This is a genomic window from Vibrio sp. bablab_jr001, assembly GCF_016464285.1.
Taxonomy (GTDB): domain Bacteria; phylum Pseudomonadota; class Gammaproteobacteria; order Enterobacterales; family Vibrionaceae; genus Vibrio; species Vibrio fluvialis.
In genome coordinates this window covers 177101-199286 of record NZ_JACDWZ010000039.1, presented here as the reverse complement: position 1 = coordinate 199286, position 22186 = coordinate 177101, and the positions used below count along the sequence as shown (strand labels likewise).

Below are 22186 nucleotides of genomic sequence, written 5' to 3'. Positions count from 1 at the left end.
AACAATGAATATTCAGCAGCGTCAAGTGGTTATTATCGGTGCAGGCCCGTCAGGTTCGACGGCTGCAGCACTGTTGCTCAAGCAAGGAATTGATGTGCTGGTGGTCGAAAAAGCGCAGTTTCCGCGTTTTTCCATCGGCGAAAGTTTGCTTCCAGCGTGTATGGAAGTGGTTGAAGAGGCGGGCATGACCGACGCGGTGCAAGCTGCGGGATTCCAATTTAAAAATGGGGCGGCGTTTCGCAAGCAGGGCGTGTATACCGAGTTTGATTTCACCGATAAATTTACGCCAGGACCGGGCACGACGTTTCAGGTCCAACGCGCCAACTTTGATAAAGTACTGGCTGACAGCGCGGCAGAGCAGGGCGTGGAGATTCGTTACGGTCATGAAGTGCTGGCGGTAACTTTTGAAGGTTCAAAATCTTGGTTGACGATTGCAGACGAGTTGGATCAACACTACCAGGTAGAAGCGGACTATGTATTGGACGCCAGTGGATTTGGCAGAGTATTGCCAAAATTGCTCGAGTTGGAAGAACCATCTTGCTTACCGCCACGTAAAGCGATTTTTACTCACGTGGTTGATCATATTCAGTCCGAAAGCCTGCCTTATGACCGCAATAAAATTCTGATTTCCGTTCATCCGGAGAACAGCGACGTATGGTACTGGTTGATCCCATTCTCTAACGGTACATGCTCTTTAGGTGTGGTTGGTGAGCCCGCGTTCTTTGAACGTTATCCGCAGGACAAACTCACCGCACTGCAACAACTGGTGAGTGAAGAGCCTGGCCTGGCAGAGCTGCTCAAGCAGGCGGAATACCCAAATGCGCCTGGTGAATTGCGTGGTTACTCTGCGAACGTGAAGCACCTTGCTACCCGCCATTATGCTTTGCTTGGCAACGCCGGCGAATTTTTGGATCCGGTCTTTTCATCCGGTGTAACAATTGCCATGAAATCTGCGCAATTTGCGGTGCGCTGCGTGCAGCGTCAATTGAGCGGTGAAGCCGTTGATTGGCAGCAAGAGTATGCCGAGCCGTTGATGGTGGGTGTGAACACGTTCCGCACTTATGTAGAAGGGTGGTATGACGGTTCGCTTCAGGATGTTATCTACTATGACAAGCCCAATCAGCGTATCAAACAGATGATCTGTTCTATTTTGGCTGGCTATGCCTGGGATACTCAAAATCCGTACGTGAAAGATTCCCGCCGCCGTTTAACCAGCCTCGCAGAACTGATTCGCGACGCTCAATAATGCTCAATTGCAGCGCCCACTGATGCAAAGTGGGTCGCTGCATATTCCTGTTTCCTGCCGAACTATCCTTTCAATATTTATGCACTGGCTGCGCCGAAGAAGTGCAGTCCTGATCATCCTAGTGCAAGAGGTGATTATCTTCACAAATCCTGTCATCTGACGAGTGGATCATCACTTTCAATTAGACGCCTTGTACACTAAATGTTAAATTTTTGAGTAATTTCTAGCATAAGATTCTATAAATGCAATCTTAGTTAGATGAAATGGCACTATGGTCTACGCGTAAGTTGTTCTTTGTTCTAATAATCTAGCCTATAGAACAAGCTTGAAGTATTACGCTAATTATTGAAGTTGGCTCAGAATATATTCAGTTTTTGCCACAAATTTATGGCAAATTACTTCGATGATTGCTAATGTGTGCCGCATTCTCTGTGAGGGTTTAGGTTTTTTTAGTTTAGTTTTTGCACTAAGCAACCTGAGTGCTAGCCGTTTCGTTCTAGATGCTCTCCAGAGAAGTCATGGATGCAAAATGAAAACTTGGAGTTTATGCATGTATAAAAATAAAATCACACAAGCCCTTCTTCTAGGCGCTAGCCTTGCAGTGGCAACCACTTCTTTCTCAACCATCGCTGCTAACGTTCCAGCAGGCACCAAATTGGCGGATGTACAAGAACTCGTACGCGGTAACGGTACTGAAGTTGCGTCTATCGATCCGCACAAAACGGAAGGTGTGCCTGAGTCAAACGTTATCCGCGATTTGCTAGAAGGCTTGGTGAACCAGGATGCAGCTGGCAACACTATTCCAGGTGTGGCTGAAAGCTGGGAAACGACAGACAACAAAACCTTTATTTTCCACCTGCGCAAAAATGCGAAATGGTCTAACGGCGATCCTGTGACTGCTGAAGACTTCGTATACAGCTTCAAACGTGCAGTTGATCCAGCAACCGCGTCGCCATACTCTTGGTACCTAGAGATGACGACGATGGAAAACGCTGCTGACATCATCGCAGGGAAAAAAGACAAAGAAACTCTGGGTGTGAAAGCATTGGATGCAAACACACTGGAGATCAAACTTGAATCAGCGGTTCCATACTTTGTGAAAATGATGGGCCACACTACTGTGAAACCAGTTCACCGTGCAACGGTTGAAAAATGGGGCGATCAGTGGACTAAACCTGATCACTTCGTCGGTAACGGTGCATACGTTCTAGACAAATGGGTTGTGAACGAACGCATGGAACTGAAACGTAACCCGAACTACTGGGACAACGAGCACACAGTCATCAACAAAGTGACTTACCTGCCGATTGAAAACCAAGTTGCGGAAATGAACCGTTTCCTATCTGGCGAAATCCAGATCACCAACGAACTGCCACTTGAGCACTTCAAACGTCTGCAGAAAGAGCACCCAGAGTCAGTTCAAGTACAAGGTAACCTGTGTACTTACTACTACGGTTTCAACAACCAGAAAGCGCCTTTCAACGATGTTCGTATCCGTAAAGCACTGTCTTACGCGATTGACCGTAACATCATCACCGACGCGATTCTTGGCCAAGGCCAGAAACCTGCTTACTTCCTGACGCCAGAAATCACGGCAGGATTCCACCCAGAAATGCCAGCTTACGGCAAGATGACTCAGAAAGAGCGCATTGCTGAAGCGAAGAAACTTCTGGCTGAAGCGGGTTACGACAAATCAAACCCTCTGAAATTCACACTGCTGTACAACACTTCAGAAAACCACAAGAAGATTGCAACTGCGATCCAATCAATGTGGAAAACCACACTGGGTGTTGACGTAGCGCTAGAAAACCAAGAGTGGAAAACCTTCCTGGATACTCGTCGTCAAGGTAACTACGACGTGACTCGTGCAGGTTGGTGTGGTGACTACAACGAAGCATCAAGCTTCCTGTCACTGATGCAGTCTAACAACAGCTCAAACGACCAGAAATATCACAGTGCAGAATACGATGCAGTGATGGAAAAAGCGATGAACACCACTTCAGACGCTGAACGTGAAGGGTTGTACGTTGATGCTGAGAAACTGCTGGCTCGTGATATGCCACTCGCGCCTATCTACCAGTACGTTAAATCACGTCTAGTATCTCCGACTGTTGGCGGCTACCCAGCTGGTAACGCGGAAGATAAGATCTACGCAAAAGATCTTTACATCAAAGCTCAGTAATTCCTGAGCATTTAAAACTATAAATATATAGACACTGTATGTGCAGCGCACATACAGCGTCTTTTCATTTTCTATTGTCACAGACTGAAAGAGTGAGTTTATGATTAAATTCATTGCAAAAAGGATATTTGAAGCGATTCCAACCTTGTTGGTGCTGATCACAATATCTTTCTTTCTGATGCGTTTTGCACCAGGTAACCCATTTTCTTCTGAGCGTCCTTTGCCGCCAGAGGTAATGGCCAACATCAACGCGAAATACGGTTTGGATAAACCAGTATCTGAACAGTATTTAACGTATCTGACCAACATCCTACAGGGTGACTTTGGTCCATCATTCAAATACAAAGACTATTCGGTGAACGAGCTTATCGCGAGTGCGCTGCCAGTATCTGCCAAAGTGGGTTTTGCGGCCTTCATCTTTACCGTCATTATGGGGGTAGCGGTTGGCACAATTGCGGCACTAAGGCACAACACCTGGATAGACTACACGATAATGTCGACGGCCATGCTCGGGGTGGTCATGCCATCCTTCGTGTTAGCGCCGGTATTGATTTACATCTTCTCCATCAACCTTGGCTGGTTCCCGGCGGGTGGTTGGCAAGATGGCTCCTTCCACTATATGGCGCTGCCTGTGATTGGTATGTCGCTATTGTACGTTGCAACTTTTGCGCGTATTACCCGTGGTTCAATGATTGAAACACTGAACAGTAACTTTATTCGTACCGCACGTGCGAAAGGCCTGAGCTACAGCTACATCGTGATTAAACACGCGCTGAAACCAGCAATGTTGCCTGTTGTATCGTACATGGGCCCGGCATTCGTCGGCATCATTACCGGTTCAGTGGTTATCGAGACGATTTTTGGTCTGCCAGGGATTGGTAAACTGTTCGTTAACGCTGCCTTTAACCGTGATTACTCTCTGGTTATGGGTGTAACGATCCTTATCGGTTTCCTATTCATTCTCTTCAATGCGGTTGTGGATATTCTGCTCGCGTATATCGACCCTAAAATTCGCTACTAATTGGACACGGATATTATGTTAACCAAAAAAGAAAACTTAGAAGCGATCGAAAAGTTCACTGAGAACCTGGAAATTGAAGGTCGCAGCCTGTGGCAGGATGCTCGCATTCGTTTCATGCGCAACAAAGCGGCGATGGTCAGCTTGTTCATTCTGTCTTTAATTACACTGGCCGTTATTTTTGTGCCAATGTTCTCTGCTTACACATACGAAGATACGGACTGGTACGCAATGCATGCAGCGCCAACGGCTGAGCACTGGTTTGGTACCGATGCTTTGGGTCGTGACCTGTTGGTGCGAACTCTGGTGGGTGGCCGTATCTCTCTGATGGTCGGTATCATGGGCGCGCTGGTGGCGGTTCTGATTGGTACGCTGTATGGCGCTGCTTCTGGTTTCATCGGCGGCCGTACTGACCGTGTCATGATGCGTATTCTGGAAATTTTGTACGCAATTCCGTTCATGTTCCTGGTTATCGTACTGGTGACCTTCTTCGGTCGTAATATCATTCTGATTTTCGTTGCTATCGGCGCTATTGCCTGGCTGGATATGGCGCGTATCGTGCGTGGCCAGACTCTGAGCCTGCGCAGCAAAGAATTTATCGAAGCGGCCCACGTATGTGGTGTTAGCAAATGGAGAATCATTACCCGTCATATCGTGCCTAACGTACTGGGTATCGTAGCCGTTTACTCAACGCTGCTGATCCCAAGCATGATTCTGACAGAATCTTTCCTCTCATTCCTTGGTCTGGGTGTACAGGAACCAATGACCAGCTGGGGTGCACTGCTACAAGAAGGTGCGAACACAATGGAAGTCGCGATTTGGCAGCTTCTCTTCCCAGCCGCATTCATGGTGATTACCCTGTTCTGTTTTAACTACGTCGGTGACGGCCTGCGCGACGCGCTGGATCCAAAAGACAGATAATCAGAAAAGAGCAAGATTAAGGAAGCAATGATGAGCTTATTAGATGTCAAAGATCTGCGCGTCGAATTTACCACGCAAGATGGTATCGTAACCGCAGTCAACGATTTGAACTTCTCACTTAAACAAGGTGAGACACTGGGTATTGTCGGTGAGTCCGGTTCGGGTAAATCTCAGACGGTATTCGCGATCATGGGCCTGCTGGCGAAAAACGGTAAGATTTCGGGCAGTGCAAAATTCGAAGGTAAAGAGATTCTTAACCTGCCTGAGAAAGAACTGAACAAAGTTCGTTCCGAGCAGATCGCGATGATCTTCCAAGACCCGATGACGTCTCTGAACCCATATATGAAAGTCAGCGATCAGCTGATGGAAGTATTGATGCTGCACAAAGGCATGGGCAAGGCGGAAGCGTTTGAAGAATCAGTACGCATGCTGGAAGCGGTGAAAATCCCTGAAGCACGTAAACGTATCACCATGTATCCACACGAATTCTCGGGCGGTATGCGTCAGCGTGTGATGATCGCGATGGCACTGCTGTGTCGTCCGAAACTGCTGATCGCCGACGAACCAACCACTGCACTGGATGTGACCGTGCAGGCGCAGATCATGGATCTGCTGAACGAGCTGAAGCGCGAATTCAACACGGCAATCATCATGATCACTCACGACCTCGGTGTGGTTGCAGGATCGTGTGACAAAGTGCTGGTGATGTACGCGGGTCGTACCATGGAGTACGGCAGCGTTAACGAGATTTTCTATAACCCAAGTCACCCATACGCGGAAGGTCTGCTTAAAGCGATTCCTCGTCTGGATACAGAAGGCGAAATTCTGCCAACCATTCCTGGCAACCCGCCAAACTTACTGCGTCTGCCTGTTGGCTGCCCTTATCAAGAGCGCTGCCATCGTGTGATGGACCGTTGTAAGCGTGAAGCACCGATTCTGACTCCATTTGGTGATGGTCGTCAGCGTGCTTGTTTTTCTGATTGGGAGACTTGGACAAAATGAGCGCAGATAAACCATTACTGTTAGATGTAAAAAACCTGAAAGTTCACTTCAGCATCGCGGCTAAATCGGGCTGGCCATGGACTAAACCATCTACTCTGAAAGCGGTAGACGGCGTTAACGTGCGTCTTTACGAAGGCGAAACATTGGGCGTTGTGGGTGAGTCCGGCTGTGGTAAATCCACCTTTGCCCGCGCGATCATCGGTCTGGTTCAGTCAACCGAAGGTGAAGTGGTTTGGCTGGGTCAGGATCTGACTCGCATGCAGGAAGTGAAACGCCGCAATACGCGTAAAGAAATTCAGATGATTTTCCAGGATCCGCTGGCTTCTCTGAACCCGCGTATGACGGTGGGCGACATCATTGCTGAACCATTGCAGACGTTCTACCCAGAGCTGTCTAAGCAGGAAGTCAAAGATCGCGTTAAGGAAATGATGGCTAAAGTAGGCCTGTTGCCTAACGTGATTAACCGTTACCCGCATGAGTTCTCAGGTGGCCAGTGTCAGCGTATCGGTATCGCTCGCGCGTTGATTCTGAAACCTAAGATGATCATCTGTGACGAACCTGTATCAGCGTTGGACGTCTCAATTCAGGCTCAGGTGGTCAACCTGCTGAAAGAGCTACAGAAAGAACTGGGCCTCAGCCTGGTGTTCATCGCGCACGATTTATCAGTGGTAAAACACATTTCTGACCGCGTATTGGTGATGTACTTGGGCAATGCGGTGGAACTGGGCGAAGCCGATGAACTGTTTGCTAACCCTCTGCATCCATACACCAAAGCGCTGATGTCGGCGGTACCCATTCCGGATCCAAACCTGGAGCGCGCCAAAGTAATTCAGATGTTGGAAGGTGATTTGCCGTCGCCAATCAATCCACCATCCGGTTGTGTATTCCGTACTCGTTGCCCGCAAGCAACCGCGGAATGTGCGAAGACCAAACCACAAATCGAAGGCACAGATACGCATTCCGTATCCTGCTTGCACGTTAGTGCGTAAATTCAGCCTGTGACGGGCTTAAGCGCGGCTCCTTAATTGGGTCGCGCTTTTTTTGTCTTTATTTCTCGCTCCAAGTTCTTCGTTGCTCTCAATTCTCAAAACGCCGATCCAAGTTTGCCATTTATAAAATATCAACAATACTCAGGTTATTGAAAATAATAATGAAAGGCGCAAATGGTGAATCGTAATTCGTTATGGGAAACCTTGATCGTCAAACTGACTTTCTGGTCGCTGATTGTCTTTAGTTTTAATGTCTTTATTCCGCGCAACCAACTGTTGTTTATCTATGACTCTAAACGCTTAGTTGTCAGCCTGTTGCTCATTTTATTTGCGGCAGGATTGGTTGTGTCGGCACGTATTCGCCGGCCTGTGATCAAAGTTTATCAATCGCTTGAACAGCCAGTTAAAGGATTGGCAGTGGTGTTTATCGTATCCAGTATGATTGCCACTGCATTGAGTCACTATAGTATCAGTGCGCCAACCCAATGGTTTTATCTGATGGGCTTGTTTTTACTGCTAGGCCTGTTCAATTCTTATTTTCAGTCTTCTCGCTCAGTGTTATTCAATTTAGCGATGTTGCTTAATGTCTTGCTATTTTTGAGTGTCGCAGTGGCGTTCTGGACGCTTCTCTATCACCGAGTTCCAGTTGGTACGACAACCTTCTACGGATTTTCTAATCCCCGATTTATTAATCAGGTGCAAGTTTGGTTAATTTTGCCCATGGCATATTTGGCCGTGCGTGCTCTGAGAAGAAAAAAATCTGCCTTCTTGCCATTGCTTTCGGTTTCAATGGCGTTTTCAGTCTGCTTTACCCTTAACGGCAGGGGAGTCGTTCTGGCTGTGTTGTCCGGTTTTATTCTGATGTCCCTAGTGGACAGGGCGCTGTGGCGCCAATGGATCAAGACGCTGTTAATCGCCGCCTTTTTTGGGGCGTGTATTTCATTTGCATTTTTGAATCCACTGCCGTCGTATCTTCTTGGTATTGAAAGTGAAGCCATTTTATTTCGCACTACAACGTCAGACAGGCTGGCGTTGTGGTCACAAGCATTGAGTATTGCATCATTTTGGGGGAATGGTGGTGGTGCCTTTGTCTGCCACGACTTCAACTTTGGTCGCCCCCATAATTCAGTGTTAAACGTGTTAGTCCATTGGGGTTGGATATCGGCTGTTTGCTATGCTGCGTTGTGCTTTTTACTGTTGTTTAAGGTCACCACCGCTGCTTCCCGTGTCACTAAAGTGTTAGGCGCGAGCATGTTGACAGGATTACTGTACAGTCTGGTTTCCGGTGTATTGGATTCGCCGATGAGCCAACTGCTGGCCATTATCTCATTGGCGGCATTTTGGGCATCGTTAAAGCCTAAGTTGTCCGCAGTAGCACCATCGCTACTCAGTCACGTGATAGTGGTGATGTTGGCGTTAGGCGTCATCACAACCTGTAGCTATCGTCTTTATGACCGATGGGTGCATTACCCTCAACAGCCCGGTGAGATTGTTGATGTAAAATCGATCGGGATGAAGACCCAGTTTTGGGTCGGTTTTAACTGCTTAGAGAACCCTGATATGCCTTAAAGGCTGGTGTTACACCTAGTTCAAATTTTTCGAATAACTAAGCCAGAACTCTCCGGTTATATCCTATTTTTCAATATCTATAATGGACTTAATTAAAGCATTACTTGAATTAGAACGAGGTGAGTCATGGGTAAACTGATCGAAGGCGTGTGGCAAGACGTTTGGTACGACACGAAAAGCAGCAGCGGACGCTTTGTGCGTGAGGATGCGGGCTTTCGTGGGTGGATCGAAAACAAAGCAGATGCACAGTTTGCTCCGGAATCAGGTCGTTATCATCTGTACGTGTCTCTGGCTTGCCCATGGGCGCATCGTACCCTGATCTTCCGCTCATTGAAGCAGCTTCAGGAACATATTGATGTGACCATCGTCTGTCCGGATATGATGAGCGAAGGCTGGAAATTTGGCATCCCAGAGCCGTTGTTTGGTCATACAAAAATGCACCAGATTTATACTCAGGCTAAATCAGATTATACAGGCCGTGTAACTGTCCCGGTGTTGTGGGATAAGAAAACTCAGACCATCGTGAGTAACGAATCCTCAGAAATCATTCGCATGTTCAACTCTGCATTCAACGAGCTGACTGGCAACGATGACGATTACTATCCTCAACACCTACGCCCGTTGATCGATGAATGGAATACGTTCATTTATCCAAACATCAACAATGGGGTTTATCGCTGCGGCTTTGCTACCACACAAGAAGCGTATGAAGAAGCGTATGATTCCCTGTTTGATGCTTTGGATAAAGTGGAAGCGCATCTGGCTACTCATCGTTATCTGGCGGGAAGTGTAATTACTGAAGCCGACTGGCGTTTGTTTACCACGCTTATTCGCTTTGATGCGGTTTACGTTGGCCATTTCAAATGTAACAAGAAACGTATCGCCGACTACCCGAACCTGAATGGCTATATGAAAGAGCTCTATCAAGTAACGGGTGTGAAAGAGACCACGGATTTCTACCACATTAAGCGACATTACTACTTCAGTCACACAACCATCAACCCAACACAAGTGGTGCCGGTTGGTCCTGAACTGGATCTGGAATCGCCACATGGCCGGGAAAAAATGTAACCCGCATTACGTGAAGAAAAGCGCAGCATCTGGCCGCGCTTTTTTATCTCCCTTTTTCAGTGCACTGAAAGATAACCACAATTTTGCCTCGCTCACGGATTAACCGGGTAAATCGCATACACTGAAGGTAAGTGATGAGATAAGGAGAGGGCGATGGACTTAAACGAAATTGTCAGCGGCCAGAGTGTTGTCTGGAATCTTCTCGTCGCACTGCTACTTGGAGCGATCGTCGGTACGCAACGTGGTTGGGTGGCTCGCAACAATGTTGAAGGCAGTCGGGTCGCGGGTATTCGCACCTTCTCGTTGGTCGGTCTTTACGGTGGCTTGTCTGCGATACTGGCTGCTCATTATTCTCCGCTGTTGCTTGGCTTTGCGTTACTGGCGCTGGTGGTATTAGCCAGCATCGCGTTTGTACTCAAGCAACGCAAAAGTCAGGACATCAGTATCACCGGGGTGGTCAGTTTGCTGGTGACGTTTGTGCTTGGTAGTCTGGCTGTGTCTGGGGAACCTGTGCTTGCGGCCGCAGCGGCGGTGATCACGGCCGTGGTATTGGATAACAAGAAAGAGCTGCACGAAGCGTTGCAAAAACTGCAAGAGTACGAGTTAGACGCGGCGCTGCGTCTGATGTTGATTTCTATTGTCATGTTGCCGCTTCTACCCAATCAAAGCTTCGGGCCTTGGCAGGCACTCAATCCGTATGAGATTTGGTGGATGGTGGTGCTAATCGCCAGCATTTCCTTTCTCGGCTACTTTGCGATTAAAATTGGTGGTGCGAAACGCGGGGTGTTATTTACATCCGTGTTTGCTGGTTTCAGCTCTTCAACCGCTCTGACTTTACAATTTTCCAATCTGTCGCGCGATCAGCCCACTATCAGCCCACTCCTTGCTTCGGGTATTCTGCTTTGTTGCGGTACCATGTTTCCGCGTTTATTGATTGTGGCTTCTCTGATCAATACCGAATTAACCCCGATTCTCTGGCCTGTCATCGTCGTGATGATGATTGGGCTCTATATTCCGGCCTGGTTTATCTGGCGCTCGACGGATGTGGATTTTAATGAAGACCAGTCGGCCAATCATAAAAACCCGTTAGCGCTGCAATCTGCACTCTGGTTTGGTGTCATTCTGGCCATTATCATGCTGCTCGCGCATGCGCTGTCAGATTGGTTTGGTCAGGCGGGGACACTGGCACTGTCTGCGGTCTCCGGTATTACGGATGTTGATGCGATCACGCTGGCTTTAGGCCGGCAAAGTACTCACTCGCTGGATGCTTATACCGCTGCGATGGGGATCATTATCGCTGCTTCGGTCAATACGTTGGTAAAAATGGGGATGGTGATCAGTATCGGGGATCGAGGCTTGTGGGTTAGGGTTGCACCAGCGATGGTGCTGTCGGTTGTTGCGGGAGCGGTGACGCTATTGATACTGCATTGAGTGTGAGATAGCGATTGACGGGGTAAGAGATACAAAAAAGCCTTCGGAGTCCGAAGGCTTTTTGCTTAGCACTAAGAGCGATTATTTCTGCTCTTGGTCTGCCTGAATCGCAGTCAGAGCGATGGTGTAGACGATGTCGTCAACCAGCGCGCCACGAGACAGGTCGTTAACCGGCTTGCGCATGCCTTGCAGCATTGGACCGATTGATACCAAGTCAGCTGAACGTTGTACCGCTTTGTAAGTGGTGTTACCTGTGTTCAGGTCTGGGAACACGAATACGGTCGCTTTACCCGCAACTGGAGAGTTAGGTGCTTTAGAAGCCGCTACGTTTTCCATGATTGCTGCGTCGTACTGCAGAGGACCGTCGATGATCAGATCAGGACGTTTTTCCTGAGCAAGACGTGTTGCTTCGCGTACTTTATCAACGTCTGCACCTTTACCAGATGTACCGGTAGAGTAAGAGATCATCGCTACGCGTGGGTCGATACCGAATGCCGCTGCAGAGTCTGCAGACTGGATTGCGATTTCAGCCAGTTGTTCAGCGGTTGGATCCGGGTTGATTGCACAGTCACCGTAAACCAGTACTTGATCAGGCAGCAGCATGAAGAATACAGACGATACAATCGACGCATTCGGCGCTGTTTTGATGATCTGGAACGGAGGTACGATGGTGTTTGCTGTGGTATGAACCGCACCAGAAACCAGACCGTCAACTTCGTTCGCTTCCAGCATCATGGTGCCAAGGAATACGGAGTCTTCCAGTTTTTCACGTGCCACAACTTCAGTCATGCCTTTCGCGCCGCGCAGTTCAACTAGGCGAGCAACGTAGTTTTCACGAACTGAATCTGCATCGATGATTTCAACGCCAGCGCCCAGCTCAACACCTTGCTGTGCTGCAACACGACGGATTTCATCTGGGTTACCCAGTAGTACACAGGTCGCGATACCGCGTTCAGCACAGATGGCTGCCGCTTTCACTGTACGTGGCTCGTCGCCTTCTGGCAGAACGATACGTTTGTTGGCACGACGGGCAAACTCAGTCAGTTGGTAACGGAACGCTGGTGGGCTCAGACGACGAGTACCTTGAGTACCTTCAGTCAGAGTATCAATCCAAGGACCGTCGATGTGGCTTGCAACGTGGTCGCAAACAAATTCGATACGCTCTCGGTCGTCTGCCGGTACTTCCAGGCTGAAGCTTTGCAGGTTCAGAGACGTTTGCCAGGTGTTACCCTGAGCTTTGAAGATTGGCAGACCAGTGTCGAACGCTGGTTTACACAGGCTAACGATTTCTTTAGGAATATCGTAACCGCCAGTCAGCAGTACAGCACCGATTTCAACGCCGTTCATTGCTGCCAGAGAGGCTGCAACGATAACGTCAGGACGGTCTGCAGAAGTCACAAGCAGAGAACCTGGGCGGAAGTGTTCAATCATGTGCGGGATTGAACGCGCACAGAAAGTGATGCTCTTAATACGACGAGTGTTGATGTCGCCTTGGTTGATTACTTCAGCGTTCAGGTGTTTCGCCATGTCGATGGCACGAGTTGCAATCAGATCAACGTTCCAAGGCACGCAACCCAGAACACGGATTGGGCTGGTGTTGAAGATCTGCATCACTTCAACATTGGCTTGTTTTGCGCCATCTGCATCATCGAAGATTTCAGACAGGTCTGGACGAGTACGGCCAGCTTCATCAACCGGTGCATTCAGCTTGTTGATGATGACGCCTGAAATGTTTTTATTCTTAGTGCCGCCGAAGTTAGAACACGCAACTTCAATGCGCTCTTTCAACTGCGTTGGGTTGTCCGTACCAGGTGTCGCAACGAACACAATTTCTGCGCCCAGAGTTTTCGCGATTTCCGCGTTCACTTGGTTAGCAAATGGGTGTTTGCGAGTTGGAACCAGACCTTCAACCAGAGTGACCTCTGCAGTGTTGATTTGGTTGTAACGCTCAACCACTGTTTCCAGCAGAACGTCCATTTTTTCGCTACCGATCAGAGTTTCTGCAGACGACATAGACATTGGCTCACCAATTTTCATGTCGCTGTTACGACCCACGATAGTGGACGTCAGATCTGGTTGGTCACCGCCGCTGCGAGGTTGTGCGATTGGTTTGTAGAAAGAAACGCTTACACCTTTGCGCTCCATAGCGCGCAGAAGACCCATGCTCACGCTGGTCAAACCAACGCCGGCACTGATTGGGATAAGCATAATAGTACGGGACATTCGTAAAGTACCTCAACACTATTGATTGCAATCTAAGGGACTTAGATTGAAAGGAACAAAGCCCAACTGCGTATTCAGAATGAATAGGAGTTGAGCCCCTATAAAACACTGGCTAACTTCGCAGTTAGCCAGATGAATATGATTAGATGTTAGTCAGACGTGCAGTGTCTTCAGCAATAACCAGCTCTTCGTTGGTAGAAATTACCATCGCTGGAATACGGCTGTTTGCAGTAGTGATTACACCTTCACCACCGAAGCGTGCTTTCAGGTTTGCGTCGCCGTCTACTTCGATACCGAAGATAGCCAGACGGTTCAGAACCATTTCACGGATTGGTGCAGAGTTTTCACCGATACCACCAGTGAACACGATAGCGTCCAGACGGCCGTCCATGCTCGCAGTGTAACCAGCAACGTATTTTGCCAGACGGTGGCAGAATACATCCATCGCACGAGTCGCTTCTTCTTTAGCGCCGTAGTTGTCTTCAACAAAGCGGCAGTCAGAAGTCACTTCAGTCAGTCCCAGCAGACCAGACTCTTTAGTCAGCATCTTGTTGATGTCGTCAACTGAGTAACCCAGAGTGTCGTGCAGGTGGAAAATGATCGCAGGATCGATGTCACCACAACGAGTACCCATAACCAGACCTTCAAGCGGAGTCAGACCCATAGAAGTGTCTACAGACTGGCCGTTCTTGATGGCACAAACAGAAGCACCGTTGCCCAGGTGGCAGTTGATGATGTTCAGTTCGTTTGCTGGTTTACCCATACGCTCAGCCGCTTCACGAGCGATGAACAGGTGAGAAGTACCGTGTGCGCCGTAGCGACGGATACCGTGCTCTTTGTACAGTTTGTATGGCAGAGCGTACAGGTACGCTTCTTCTGGCATAGTTTGGTGGAAAGCAGTGTCGAATACCGCAACGTTCTGCAGAGCAGGGAATGCTTTTTGTGCTGCTTTGATACCCACGATGTGTGCTGGGTTGTGCAGAGGTGCAAAGCTTGCTGCGTCTTCGATACCTTTCAGAACGGTTTCGTCGATCAGTGCTGATTGAGTGAACTGCTCACCGCCGTGTACAACACGGTGACCGATGGCTTTCAGTTGCTCTGCCAGTTCTGGCTTAGAAGCAAGAATAGTTTCAACGATGAAAGTCAGAGCTTCATCGTGTGCAGCGCCTTCACCCAATTGTGCTTCGTGCTTACCATCAAGTTTCCACTTGATTCGTGCTTCTGGAAGGTGTAGACATTCAGCAAGGCCTGAAAGGAACTCGTCGCCATTTTGTGCATCGACAATAGCGAACTTCAGTGAAGAACTACCGCAGTTTAAAACTAAAACTAGCTTAGACATGAGTAACTACCTGTAATAATCGGTTAGGATAAAAATTAATCACAAGAATAGACGACCCACCAAAGAGTGCGTACTAATCTTGGTCAATAAAACTTCAATTTCCGTATAGTAAGACGTGACAGTGTCAGTGAAATCGTCGGTGCGTTCCGTGCAGCATTCGCCTCGGAGTTGCCTAAATTGTAAATAACGGCAACAATGAGATTGAGAGTCCGCAAAGGATAGCGATAATGGGCCAATATAACAAAAAAAATTTGAAACAATATTAGCTTTTGTCAAATTTTTACGCCATTTGTTGAATCATTCAACTATTTTTTAGTGAAATGATCGCCAGACAGTGAGGGGAAATGGTATGAGTAATAGAGCCGGAATCGTTCACAGCCTAAAAGATGGTCAGAAGTACATGGATACCTGGCCGATGCGAAAAGAGTTGAACCTTCTGTTCCCGGAGCAGCGCATCATTAAAGCAACCCGCTTTGGTATTAAAGTGATGCCTGCGGTTGCCGCAATCAGTGTGCTGACCCAGATGACGTTCCACAATGTGCAGGCGATGCCACAATCCATCATCATCGCCCTGTTTGCAATCAGTTTGCCGCTGCAAGGTATCTGGTGGTTGGGCAACCGCGCCAACACACAATTGCCGCCAGCGCTCGCGAGTTGGTATCGCGAACTGTATCAGAAAATCGTTGAAACCGGATTTGCACTCGAACCCATTAAGTCTCAACCACGTTATAAAGAGCTGGCGATGGTGCTCAATAGAGCGTTCCGTCAGTTGGATAAGGCCGCGCTCGAACGCTGGTTCTAGTTCCTTTGAGAGGCCGTTTTGATTAGTTCAAGACGGCCTTTTCTTCAAGTGAAAAAGTGCAAATAGTGAACTCCTCTTGATTTTGCGCTGTATACCATATTCCCATCTCTCTTTTTGTTACTTTCCTGTTAACTCTTGCTTCCCTTTCCCCAAACTTACTGGTAATAATGTCGTTAGCTGCACACTCTGTGCGCGATAAAAACAAACACAACACAACATCCAAAATAATAATGCTTAAATCAAGGAGTTAAGATGAAAGCAGGCAAAGCTATAGCTACCGCCGTTCTAGCCGGAGCTGCATTACTCTCTTCACACACTGTTCTGGCCAATGTCGCTAAAGTGGCTGTATCGCAAATCGTTGAACATCCTGCTTTGGATGCGGCTCGTCAAGGGCTTCTGGACGGTTTGAAAGCGAAAGGCTATGAAGAAGGCAAAAACCTAGAATTTGACTTCAAAACCGCTCAAGGTAACCCAGCGATTGCCGTACAGATTGCACGTCAATTTGTGGGTGAAAACCCAGACGTATTGGTGGGCATTGCCACACCAACTGCTCAGGCATTAGTCGCTGCGACCAAATCTATTCCCGTCGTTTTCACAGCAGTCACTGATCCTGTCGGCGCCAAACTGGTGAAGAAGATGGAACAGCCGGGCAAAAACGTTACGGGTCTGTCTGACCTTTCTCCGGTTGAACAACACGTTGAGTTGATCAAAGAACTGATGCCAAATGTGAAATCGATTGGTGTCGTTTATAACCCGGGTGAAGCGAACGCGGTTAGCCTGATGGAGCTTCTGAAAGTGGCCGCGAAGAAAAATGGCGTGCAGCTGGTTGAAGCAACAGCGCTGAAAAGTGCGGATGTACAATCTGCGACTCAAGCGATTGCTGCAAAATCTGACATCATCTATGCACTGATTGACAACACAGTTGCGAGTGCCATCGAAGGCATGATTGTGGCCGCAAATCAGGCGAAAACGCCGGTATTTGGTGCCGCAACGTCATACGTTGAACGTGGTGCGGTTGCGAGCTTGGGCTTCGACTACTACCAGATTGGTGTACAGACTGCGGATTACGTAGCGGCGATCCTTGAAGGTGCTGATCCAGGTACTCTGGATGTGAAAGTAGCGAAAGGTTCTGATCTCGTCATCAACAAGACGGCGGCTGACAAGTTAGGCATGACCATTCCTCAGTCCGTTCTGGACCGTGCGACCAGCGTAAAATAATAGATTAATCATGCCGGTATGACTCCATGCCGGCATTGTTAAGCAGAAAGGGAGTTTGTATGTCTGCTTTTGCATTTTTTGGGGCTTTGGAAGTAGGCCTTATTTACGGGTTGGTTGCTCTGGGTGTTTATCTGACATTCCGAGTTCTTGATTTTCCCGATTTGAGTGTGGACGGTAGTTTCCCTATGGGAGCTGCGGTCGCCGCAACCGCTATTGTTTCAGGCATTAACCCTTGGGTAGCAACGGGCATGGCTATTTTGGCCGGCGCTGCGACAGGCTGGGTAACCGCGTTCCTCACCGTTCGATGTGGCATCCTGCATCTTCTCGCATCGATTCTTACCATGATTGCTGCGTTTTCCATCAATATCCGCATTATGGGCCGACCAAACCTGGCGCTTCTCGGAGATGACACCATTCTCACGCCGTTCGAAGCCATGGGCGATTCCATGTACATTCGCCCGCTAGTGGTCGCGGTACTGGTATTGATTTCGGCGCTGTTTGTCGTTCGTCTGTTGAACAGTGATTTCGGTCTGGGTCTTCGTGCCACGGGCGTCAACGCGCGTATGGTTGCGGCGCAAGGTGCCAGCACCGCGTTTTACACTTATTTCTGTCTTGCTTTGTCGAACGGTTTCGTTGGCTTTGCCGGTGCTCTGTTTGCACAAACCAACAGTTTCGCTGACGTAACCTCTGGTGTCGGTACGATCGTGGTCGGTCTGGCTGCGGTAATTCTGGGTCAGACACTGATCCCGGGGCGAAAAATTTGGGTTGCAGTCACGGCGGTGATTGTAGGCTCGGTGTTGTACCGTCTTGCGGTGGCTTTTGCACTGAGTACTGGCATGTTTGGTTTGCAGGCATCGGATCTGAACCTGGTAACCGCGGTGCTGGTCGCACTGGCGCTGATCATGCCGAAAATGAAAAGGAATCTGAAATTAAAAAAGGGTAGTGCACCTGCTCAGAAGATAGCGGTATCTAAGCAGGGTAAGTCGTCAGGAGAAGCAGTATGATCCGTTTAGAAGATATTCAAGTTACGTTTAACCCTGGCACTATTCTGGAAAACCGAGCGCTGAGAGGCGTATGCCTGGAGGTGCCTGAGCATCAGTTTCTGACCGTTATCGGTTCGAACGGAGCGGGTAAATCGACGCTGTTGGGCGCCGTTACCGGGGAAACGCCAATGGTAGGTGGCAAAGTCCTGATTGATGAAACGGACGTAACTCGCCAGAGTGTGGACCAACGCGCCAATTTGTGCGCGCGCGTTTTCCAGGACCCACTGGCGGGGACTTGCGGCGCTCTGACCATCGAAGAAAATATGGCGTTGGCCTATATGCGAGGCAAACGCCGCAGCTGGACGCATGCACTCTCTTCCAATCGCCGTAAGCTGTTTCAGGAACGTATCAGTATCCTCGGGCTTGGGCTGGAAGATCGTTTAGGTGACAGCATTGGCCTGCTTTCCGGTGGCCAGCGTCAGGCTGTAAGTCTGGTGATGGCAACGCTGTCAGACAGCAAACTTTTATTACTTGATGAACATACAGCGGCACTGGATCCACGTATGGCGGCTTTCATCATCGACCTGACTAAAAAGATCGTGAAAGAGTTTAACCTGACCGTCATGATGGTCACGCACTCGATGAAAGATGCGTTAGCTTGTGGCGATCGCACCGTTATGCTCCACCAAGGACAAATTGTTCTTGATGTGGCGGGTGAACAGCGTGCCAATATGCAGGTTCCCGACTTGCTGGAAATGTTCTCTAAAGTGCGTGGCGAAGAGCTGAGTGATGACAGTCTGTTGCTGAGTTAATCAACCCGTACAACATAAAATGAGCCTCCCGTTTGGTGTCAAATCAACGGGAGGCTTTTTGTTTTATATCGGTCCATAGCCACCGTGGGTAGCTGCATGTCTGCATCAATCTGGTAGACAGCATTTGATAACTGTCATTGATGGAAGCGCTGAAGACGTAATGATTGGTTTATACTATTGCTGTGATTCTGCTGTATCATATCCACCCATGTTTATATAGTGAGCAGGTTGCTCTCCGCTTAATCTCAGATTACTTAAATGAAACCAAAGAAGAACTACAGTAAAAAAAACGCAATCTTGGGACCGTTTCTCGTCGTATTGGTGATGCTAGCCGCCATGATTTACTCCTACATGCAGGTCTTGAACAACGATATTGACGATGAGTATCACAGTGTAGGAGAGATGCTCAAAAGGGTGAGCAAAATTGTCATTGCCTTGAATTATGGATTTTCCAATTACCTAGAATCACCGCCGATTCCTGCGTCGGGTTTCAATCAAAACATCAGTGACGGTTTGTGCCGAATCAAGCACAAGGAATCAAGCGTCGTTTCGAATCAAAAGGCCAATTCTTCGCCGCCAATTAGCATTAGCTACATGATGATAGGCGTTGAGTCCTTATGTGATGCTCAGAATCCTCTTTACCAATCAATGTTGCGGAAAGTGTCTTTGGCGCCCACACTTTCCTTTATTCATGATCTTGATGGCTACATTACTGGTGTCCACTACATTGACAATCAAGGTTATGCCATATCAGCGCCAGATTCGGTGATCAAAGACCTTACCAGGGAACAACTGGTTACCGTGAAACTGAGAACGTTTTGGCAGCAAGCGTCGAGCAATGCAGATGTGATCAGTGTTGTCGGTCCCAGTGCTTTCAGTGAAGTCCTGCGTCAGCGTAACAATATGGCTTTAGCCATGCCTGTTTTCCGGGAAAGTGAATTTCAAGGCGTCGTGGTAATGGATGTGAGTGTTGATAAACTCATCGGTAGCGACTCACGTTTGCAGGGTAAAATTCAGTTGGTGAGAACGGCAGACCTTCCCGCCGATGGCTCGGCTTATCAGCCTTATCGTCTGGAAGCTAACTACGTCAATCTCGATCACTATCTTTACTACGAGTGGAATTGGGCTGCGGAAGCGAAACAGTTTTTAGCGGAGAAACAGTCAGCGTTGATTGCGCTGCTGCTGGCTTACATGGTGTCAGTGGTGGCTCTGTTCTACTTCAACACCCGCATTGAGAAGTCCTACTACGAGAATCTGGCGTCTCGAGATCCGATGACAGGGTTGCTGAATCGACGGGGAATGAAAGAGTTCCTGGCATCGCAAAAACATCGTCGCTACCTGTCTATTGCGGTGCTGGATATCGATAATTTCAAGTCCATTAACGATACTCACGGCCATGACGTAGGAGATGACGTAATCTGTTACATGGGCGAACGGATTGAACACAGCATGCGTGATACCGATGCCGTTGCACGTTTTGGCGGCGAGGAATTCGTTGTGTATCTGACCAGCGAAGATGCAGCGCAGTTAAAGACCGTTATGCTGCGAATCAAAGATGCCATTACCAAGGATTCCAAACAGGTTGTGCCGAATGGTTTCACCATTTCAGGCGGAGTAGAAGTCATTGAAAGCGACCCAGACTGGAGTTTCGATGAGCTGTTTAAACTGGCAGACGAAAAGCTGTATGAAGCGAAAACTACAGGGAAAGATAAGCTGGTGTTTTAACACCAGCTGTTAGTGTTAAGTAAGGGTATCGCGGTAACGCTGAAAATGGCTCACGATAGGGTCGACTTCTGTCATAGTGCGGATTTCACGGAACAGGTCGGCTGCTTGTGGGTAAGATTGGCGTAGGTAAGAGAACCATTGTTTTACACGATTCGGGTAGTATTTACCTTTGTCACCACGCACTTCATACGCTGAGTATTCCAGCAGCAGATCCACCACCTCATGCCATGGCATTGCGCTGTGGTTGTGTTTGACGATGTTGCCCAAGTTGGGCACGTTCAATGCGCCGCGACACACCATCAAAGAATCCACACCCGTCGTTTCAATGCACGCCTGACCGTCGGCATAATTCCAGATTTCACCGTTTGCAATAAGAGGAACGGTGGTTTTCTGGCGAATCTGATCGATGTAATCCCATTTGATCTCACTGGCTTTGTAGCCGCCCGCTTTGGTTCGGGCATGAACGGTCAGTTCATCCGCGCCAGCTTGTTGTACGGCGTCGACAATCTCAAAACAGTCATCCGGGTTTTCCCAACCAAGGCGAATCTTAGCGGTGACCGGAATATCAGAAGGAACTGCATCGCGGCACGCTTTGATCACCTGATAAATCAGTTCAGGGTGTTGCAGCAGTGCCGCGCCACCTTTGCTTTGGTTAACCATTTTAGCCGGGCAGCCGAAATTCAGATCAACCCCACATGCGCCAAGTTCAGCGGCGCGTACCGCATTTTCCGCCATCCAGTGTGGCTCTTGGCCGAGCAACTGAACTTTCACGGGAACACCCGCTTTGGTGCGCGAGCCTTGTTTCAGCTCTGGGCAAAGACGGTAAAACACATGGTCCGGAAGCGGCAGATTGATCACACGAACAAACTCGGTGACACAGAAATCGTAATCGTTAATCTGTGTCAGCATTTCACGCATCAGGTGATCCAGCACGCCCTCCATCGGGCCTAAAATGACTCGCATATTCTGTTTTTGTCTTCGCCAAATAAAATTGAGGCGAGATTGTAGTTGGAAGCGGGCGCAATGTCACGAAGGCTTATGGCGTGACGGTCGGACTCTCGGTTGTGACACTGATCTCGCCAGTCAGAGGGGAGTAATAGAGTATCGGCAGACTATCTTCTGCGCTGTAACCGGAGGTGTAGTAGTAATAACATTCGTTACTGCCAGTGTACCAACTCACGATGTCGCTATCGGAAGGCAACACATAGCCCGTATCCATTTGCGAACGAATCGTCAGATCGGTATTGAGGAGCGCTGGCCAGAGTGCCACGCAATCCGCGCCGCGAATCGAGTTGCCTTCGTTGTACGGGATTTGATTAACGGAAATCGGATAGCCCGTTGTTGAAGGATAGATGTCGCCTTGACCATAACCAACGGCTTGAGAAATAGCGGGTTCACCGTCAACCAGCCATTGGGCATTGTACATAGTCACCGAGGTGCGGAAACTGGCAAAAGCCGCGGCGGCGCGTTTTTCGTGCGCATCTCTCTGAAGGTTAAAGAAGCGAGGCGCCGCCGTAACGGCCAGAATGCCGAGAATAACAATGACGACAATCAACTCGATTAAAGTAAAGCCAAAGTGACGTTTCATAGTGAGTTATGGGTTGTTATTTGAATTATTCTGAAATAATGCTCTTATGAATAAATTTTTAAAAGAA

18 protein-coding genes are annotated in these 22186 nt (G+C 48.6%); 14 read left to right on the top strand and 4 right to left on the bottom strand.

Annotation, left to right across the window (positions count from 1 at the left end; translation table 11 throughout):
• The first annotated feature begins 4 nt into the window (after positions 1-4).
• The 9 genes from JIG40_RS03640 (at position 5) to JIG40_RS03600 (ending at position 11429) form a co-directional block, all read left to right on the top strand.
• Positions 5-1246: an NAD(P)/FAD-dependent oxidoreductase gene (locus tag JIG40_RS03640; RefSeq protein ID WP_199464956.1), complete on the top strand. Its 1242-nt coding sequence runs from the start codon at positions 5-7 to the stop codon at positions 1244-1246.
• 550 nt (positions 1247-1796) lie between these two features.
• Positions 1797-3428: an ABC transporter substrate-binding protein gene (locus JIG40_RS03635; RefSeq protein ID WP_020330144.1), complete on the top strand. Its 1632-nt coding sequence runs from the start codon at positions 1797-1799 to the stop codon at positions 3426-3428.
• A gap of 100 nt (positions 3429-3528) precedes the next feature.
• Entirely contained in the window at positions 3529-4449 is a 921-nt protein-coding gene (gene oppB, locus JIG40_RS03630) for an oligopeptide ABC transporter permease OppB (RefSeq protein ID WP_020330145.1), read from the top strand.
• A 15-nt stretch (positions 4450-4464) separates the two neighbouring features.
• A complete protein-coding gene (gene oppC, locus JIG40_RS03625) occupies positions 4465-5367 on the top strand; it encodes an oligopeptide ABC transporter permease OppC (RefSeq protein ID WP_020330146.1) in 903 nt (300 codons plus the stop codon).
• A 30-nt stretch (positions 5368-5397) separates the two neighbouring features.
• The gene (locus JIG40_RS03620) at positions 5398-6369 is read left to right on the top strand and encodes an ABC transporter ATP-binding protein (RefSeq protein WP_020428807.1); all 972 of its coding nucleotides are present in this window, start codon (positions 5398-5400) and stop codon (positions 6367-6369) included.
• A complete protein-coding gene (oppF, locus tag JIG40_RS03615) occupies positions 6366-7358 on the top strand; it encodes a murein tripeptide/oligopeptide ABC transporter ATP binding protein OppF (RefSeq protein ID WP_020330148.1) in 993 nt (330 codons plus the stop codon). Before JIG40_RS03620 ends, oppF begins: the two co-directional genes overlap by 4 nt.
• Before the next feature lie 174 nt (positions 7359-7532).
• Positions 7533-8927 (top strand): O-antigen ligase domain-containing protein, encoded by a 1395-nt coding sequence (locus tag JIG40_RS03610; protein ID WP_199464766.1) that lies wholly within the window; start codon positions 7533-7535, stop codon positions 8925-8927.
• Positions 8928-9053: 126 nt separating this feature from the next.
• The gene (locus JIG40_RS03605) at positions 9054-9998 is read left to right on the top strand and encodes a glutathione S-transferase family protein (protein WP_199464765.1); all 945 of its coding nucleotides are present in this window, start codon (positions 9054-9056) and stop codon (positions 9996-9998) included.
• Positions 9999-10151: 153 nt separating this feature from the next.
• Positions 10152-11429 (top strand): MgtC/SapB family protein, encoded by a 1278-nt coding sequence (locus JIG40_RS03600; protein WP_199464764.1) that lies wholly within the window; start codon positions 10152-10154, stop codon positions 11427-11429.
• 81 nt (positions 11430-11510) lie between these two features.
• Here JIG40_RS03600 and pta read toward each other — a convergent pair whose 3' ends face one another.
• Positions 11511-13652 (bottom strand): phosphate acetyltransferase, encoded by a 2142-nt coding sequence (gene pta / locus JIG40_RS03595; RefSeq protein WP_020330158.1) that lies wholly within the window; start codon positions 13650-13652, stop codon positions 11511-11513.
• Between the two features lie 142 nt (positions 13653-13794).
• On the bottom strand, positions 13795-14991 hold the full coding sequence (locus tag JIG40_RS03590; protein WP_020428796.1) for an acetate kinase: 1197 nt from the start codon (positions 14989-14991) through the stop codon (positions 13795-13797).
• Between the two features lie 349 nt (positions 14992-15340).
• Here JIG40_RS03590 and yfbV point away from each other — a divergent pair, with 349 nt between their 5' ends.
• The 5 genes from yfbV (at position 15341) to JIG40_RS03565 (ending at position 20531) form a co-directional block, all read left to right on the top strand.
• Complete coding sequence (gene yfbV, locus JIG40_RS03585) at positions 15341-15793, top strand: terminus macrodomain insulation protein YfbV (RefSeq protein WP_024373408.1); 453 nt, start codon at positions 15341-15343, stop codon at positions 15791-15793.
• Between the two features lie 252 nt (positions 15794-16045).
• Entirely contained in the window at positions 16046-17011 is a 966-nt protein-coding gene (locus JIG40_RS03580) for an ABC transporter substrate-binding protein (protein ID WP_020330161.1), read from the top strand.
• Between the two features lie 59 nt (positions 17012-17070).
• Positions 17071-18015 (top strand): ABC transporter permease, encoded by a 945-nt coding sequence (locus JIG40_RS03575; protein WP_020428794.1) that lies wholly within the window; start codon positions 17071-17073, stop codon positions 18013-18015.
• Positions 18012-18806: an ABC transporter ATP-binding protein gene (locus JIG40_RS03570; RefSeq protein ID WP_032079898.1), complete on the top strand. Its 795-nt coding sequence runs from the start codon at positions 18012-18014 to the stop codon at positions 18804-18806. Before JIG40_RS03575 ends, JIG40_RS03570 begins: the two co-directional genes overlap by 4 nt.
• A gap of 666 nt (positions 18807-19472) precedes the next feature.
• On the top strand, positions 19473-20531 hold the full coding sequence (locus JIG40_RS03565) for a diguanylate cyclase (protein ID WP_244662626.1): 1059 nt from the start codon (positions 19473-19475) through the stop codon (positions 20529-20531).
• 15 nt (positions 20532-20546) lie between these two features.
• Here the strand turns inward: JIG40_RS03565 and dusC are convergent, their stop codons facing one another.
• Both dusC and JIG40_RS03555 read right to left on the bottom strand, forming a co-directional pair.
• Positions 20547-21494 (bottom strand): tRNA dihydrouridine(16) synthase DusC, encoded by a 948-nt coding sequence (gene dusC, locus JIG40_RS03560; protein WP_158150799.1) that lies wholly within the window; start codon positions 21492-21494, stop codon positions 20547-20549.
• A 73-nt stretch (positions 21495-21567) separates the two neighbouring features.
• On the bottom strand, positions 21568-22119 hold the full coding sequence (locus tag JIG40_RS03555; protein WP_199464762.1) for a type II secretion system protein: 552 nt from the start codon (positions 22117-22119) through the stop codon (positions 21568-21570).
• Between the last annotated feature and the right edge of the window lie 67 nt (positions 22120-22186).

What these genes read in the sequence shown, in the direction of transcription:
- JIG40_RS03640 (WP_199464956.1), top strand. Translation starts at nt 5, where the DNA reads ATGAATATTCAGCAGCGTCAAGTGGTTATTATCGGTGCAGGCCCGTCA.
- JIG40_RS03635 (WP_020330144.1), top strand. Translation starts at nt 1,797, where the DNA reads ATGTATAAAAATAAAATCACACAAGCCCTTCTTCTAGGCGCTAGCCTT.
- oppB (WP_020330145.1), top strand. Translation starts at nt 3,529, where the DNA reads ATGATTAAATTCATTGCAAAAAGGATATTTGAAGCGATTCCAACCTTG.
- oppC (WP_020330146.1), top strand. Translation starts at nt 4,465, where the DNA reads ATGTTAACCAAAAAAGAAAACTTAGAAGCGATCGAAAAGTTCACTGAG.
- JIG40_RS03620 (WP_020428807.1), top strand. Translation starts at nt 5,398, where the DNA reads ATGAGCTTATTAGATGTCAAAGATCTGCGCGTCGAATTTACCACGCAA.
- oppF (WP_020330148.1), top strand. Translation starts at nt 6,366, where the DNA reads ATGAGCGCAGATAAACCATTACTGTTAGATGTAAAAAACCTGAAAGTT.
- JIG40_RS03610 (WP_199464766.1), top strand. Translation starts at nt 7,533, where the DNA reads ATGGTGAATCGTAATTCGTTATGGGAAACCTTGATCGTCAAACTGACT.
- JIG40_RS03605 (WP_199464765.1), top strand. Translation starts at nt 9,054, where the DNA reads ATGGGTAAACTGATCGAAGGCGTGTGGCAAGACGTTTGGTACGACACG.
- JIG40_RS03600 (WP_199464764.1), top strand. Translation starts at nt 10,152, where the DNA reads ATGGACTTAAACGAAATTGTCAGCGGCCAGAGTGTTGTCTGGAATCTT.
- pta (WP_020330158.1), bottom strand. Translation starts at nt 13,652, where the DNA reads ATGTCCCGTACTATTATGCTTATCCCAATCAGTGCCGGCGTTGGTTTG.
- JIG40_RS03590 (WP_020428796.1), bottom strand. Translation starts at nt 14,991, where the DNA reads ATGTCTAAGCTAGTTTTAGTTTTAAACTGCGGTAGTTCTTCACTGAAG.
- yfbV (WP_024373408.1), top strand. Translation starts at nt 15,341, where the DNA reads ATGAGTAATAGAGCCGGAATCGTTCACAGCCTAAAAGATGGTCAGAAG.
- JIG40_RS03580 (WP_020330161.1), top strand. Translation starts at nt 16,046, where the DNA reads ATGAAAGCAGGCAAAGCTATAGCTACCGCCGTTCTAGCCGGAGCTGCA.
- JIG40_RS03575 (WP_020428794.1), top strand. Translation starts at nt 17,071, where the DNA reads ATGTCTGCTTTTGCATTTTTTGGGGCTTTGGAAGTAGGCCTTATTTAC.
- JIG40_RS03570 (WP_032079898.1), top strand. Translation starts at nt 18,012, where the DNA reads ATGATCCGTTTAGAAGATATTCAAGTTACGTTTAACCCTGGCACTATT.
- dusC (WP_158150799.1), bottom strand. Translation starts at nt 21,494, where the DNA reads ATGCGAGTCATTTTAGGCCCGATGGAGGGCGTGCTGGATCACCTGATG.
- JIG40_RS03555 (WP_199464762.1), bottom strand. Translation starts at nt 22,119, where the DNA reads ATGAAACGTCACTTTGGCTTTACTTTAATCGAGTTGATTGTCGTCATT.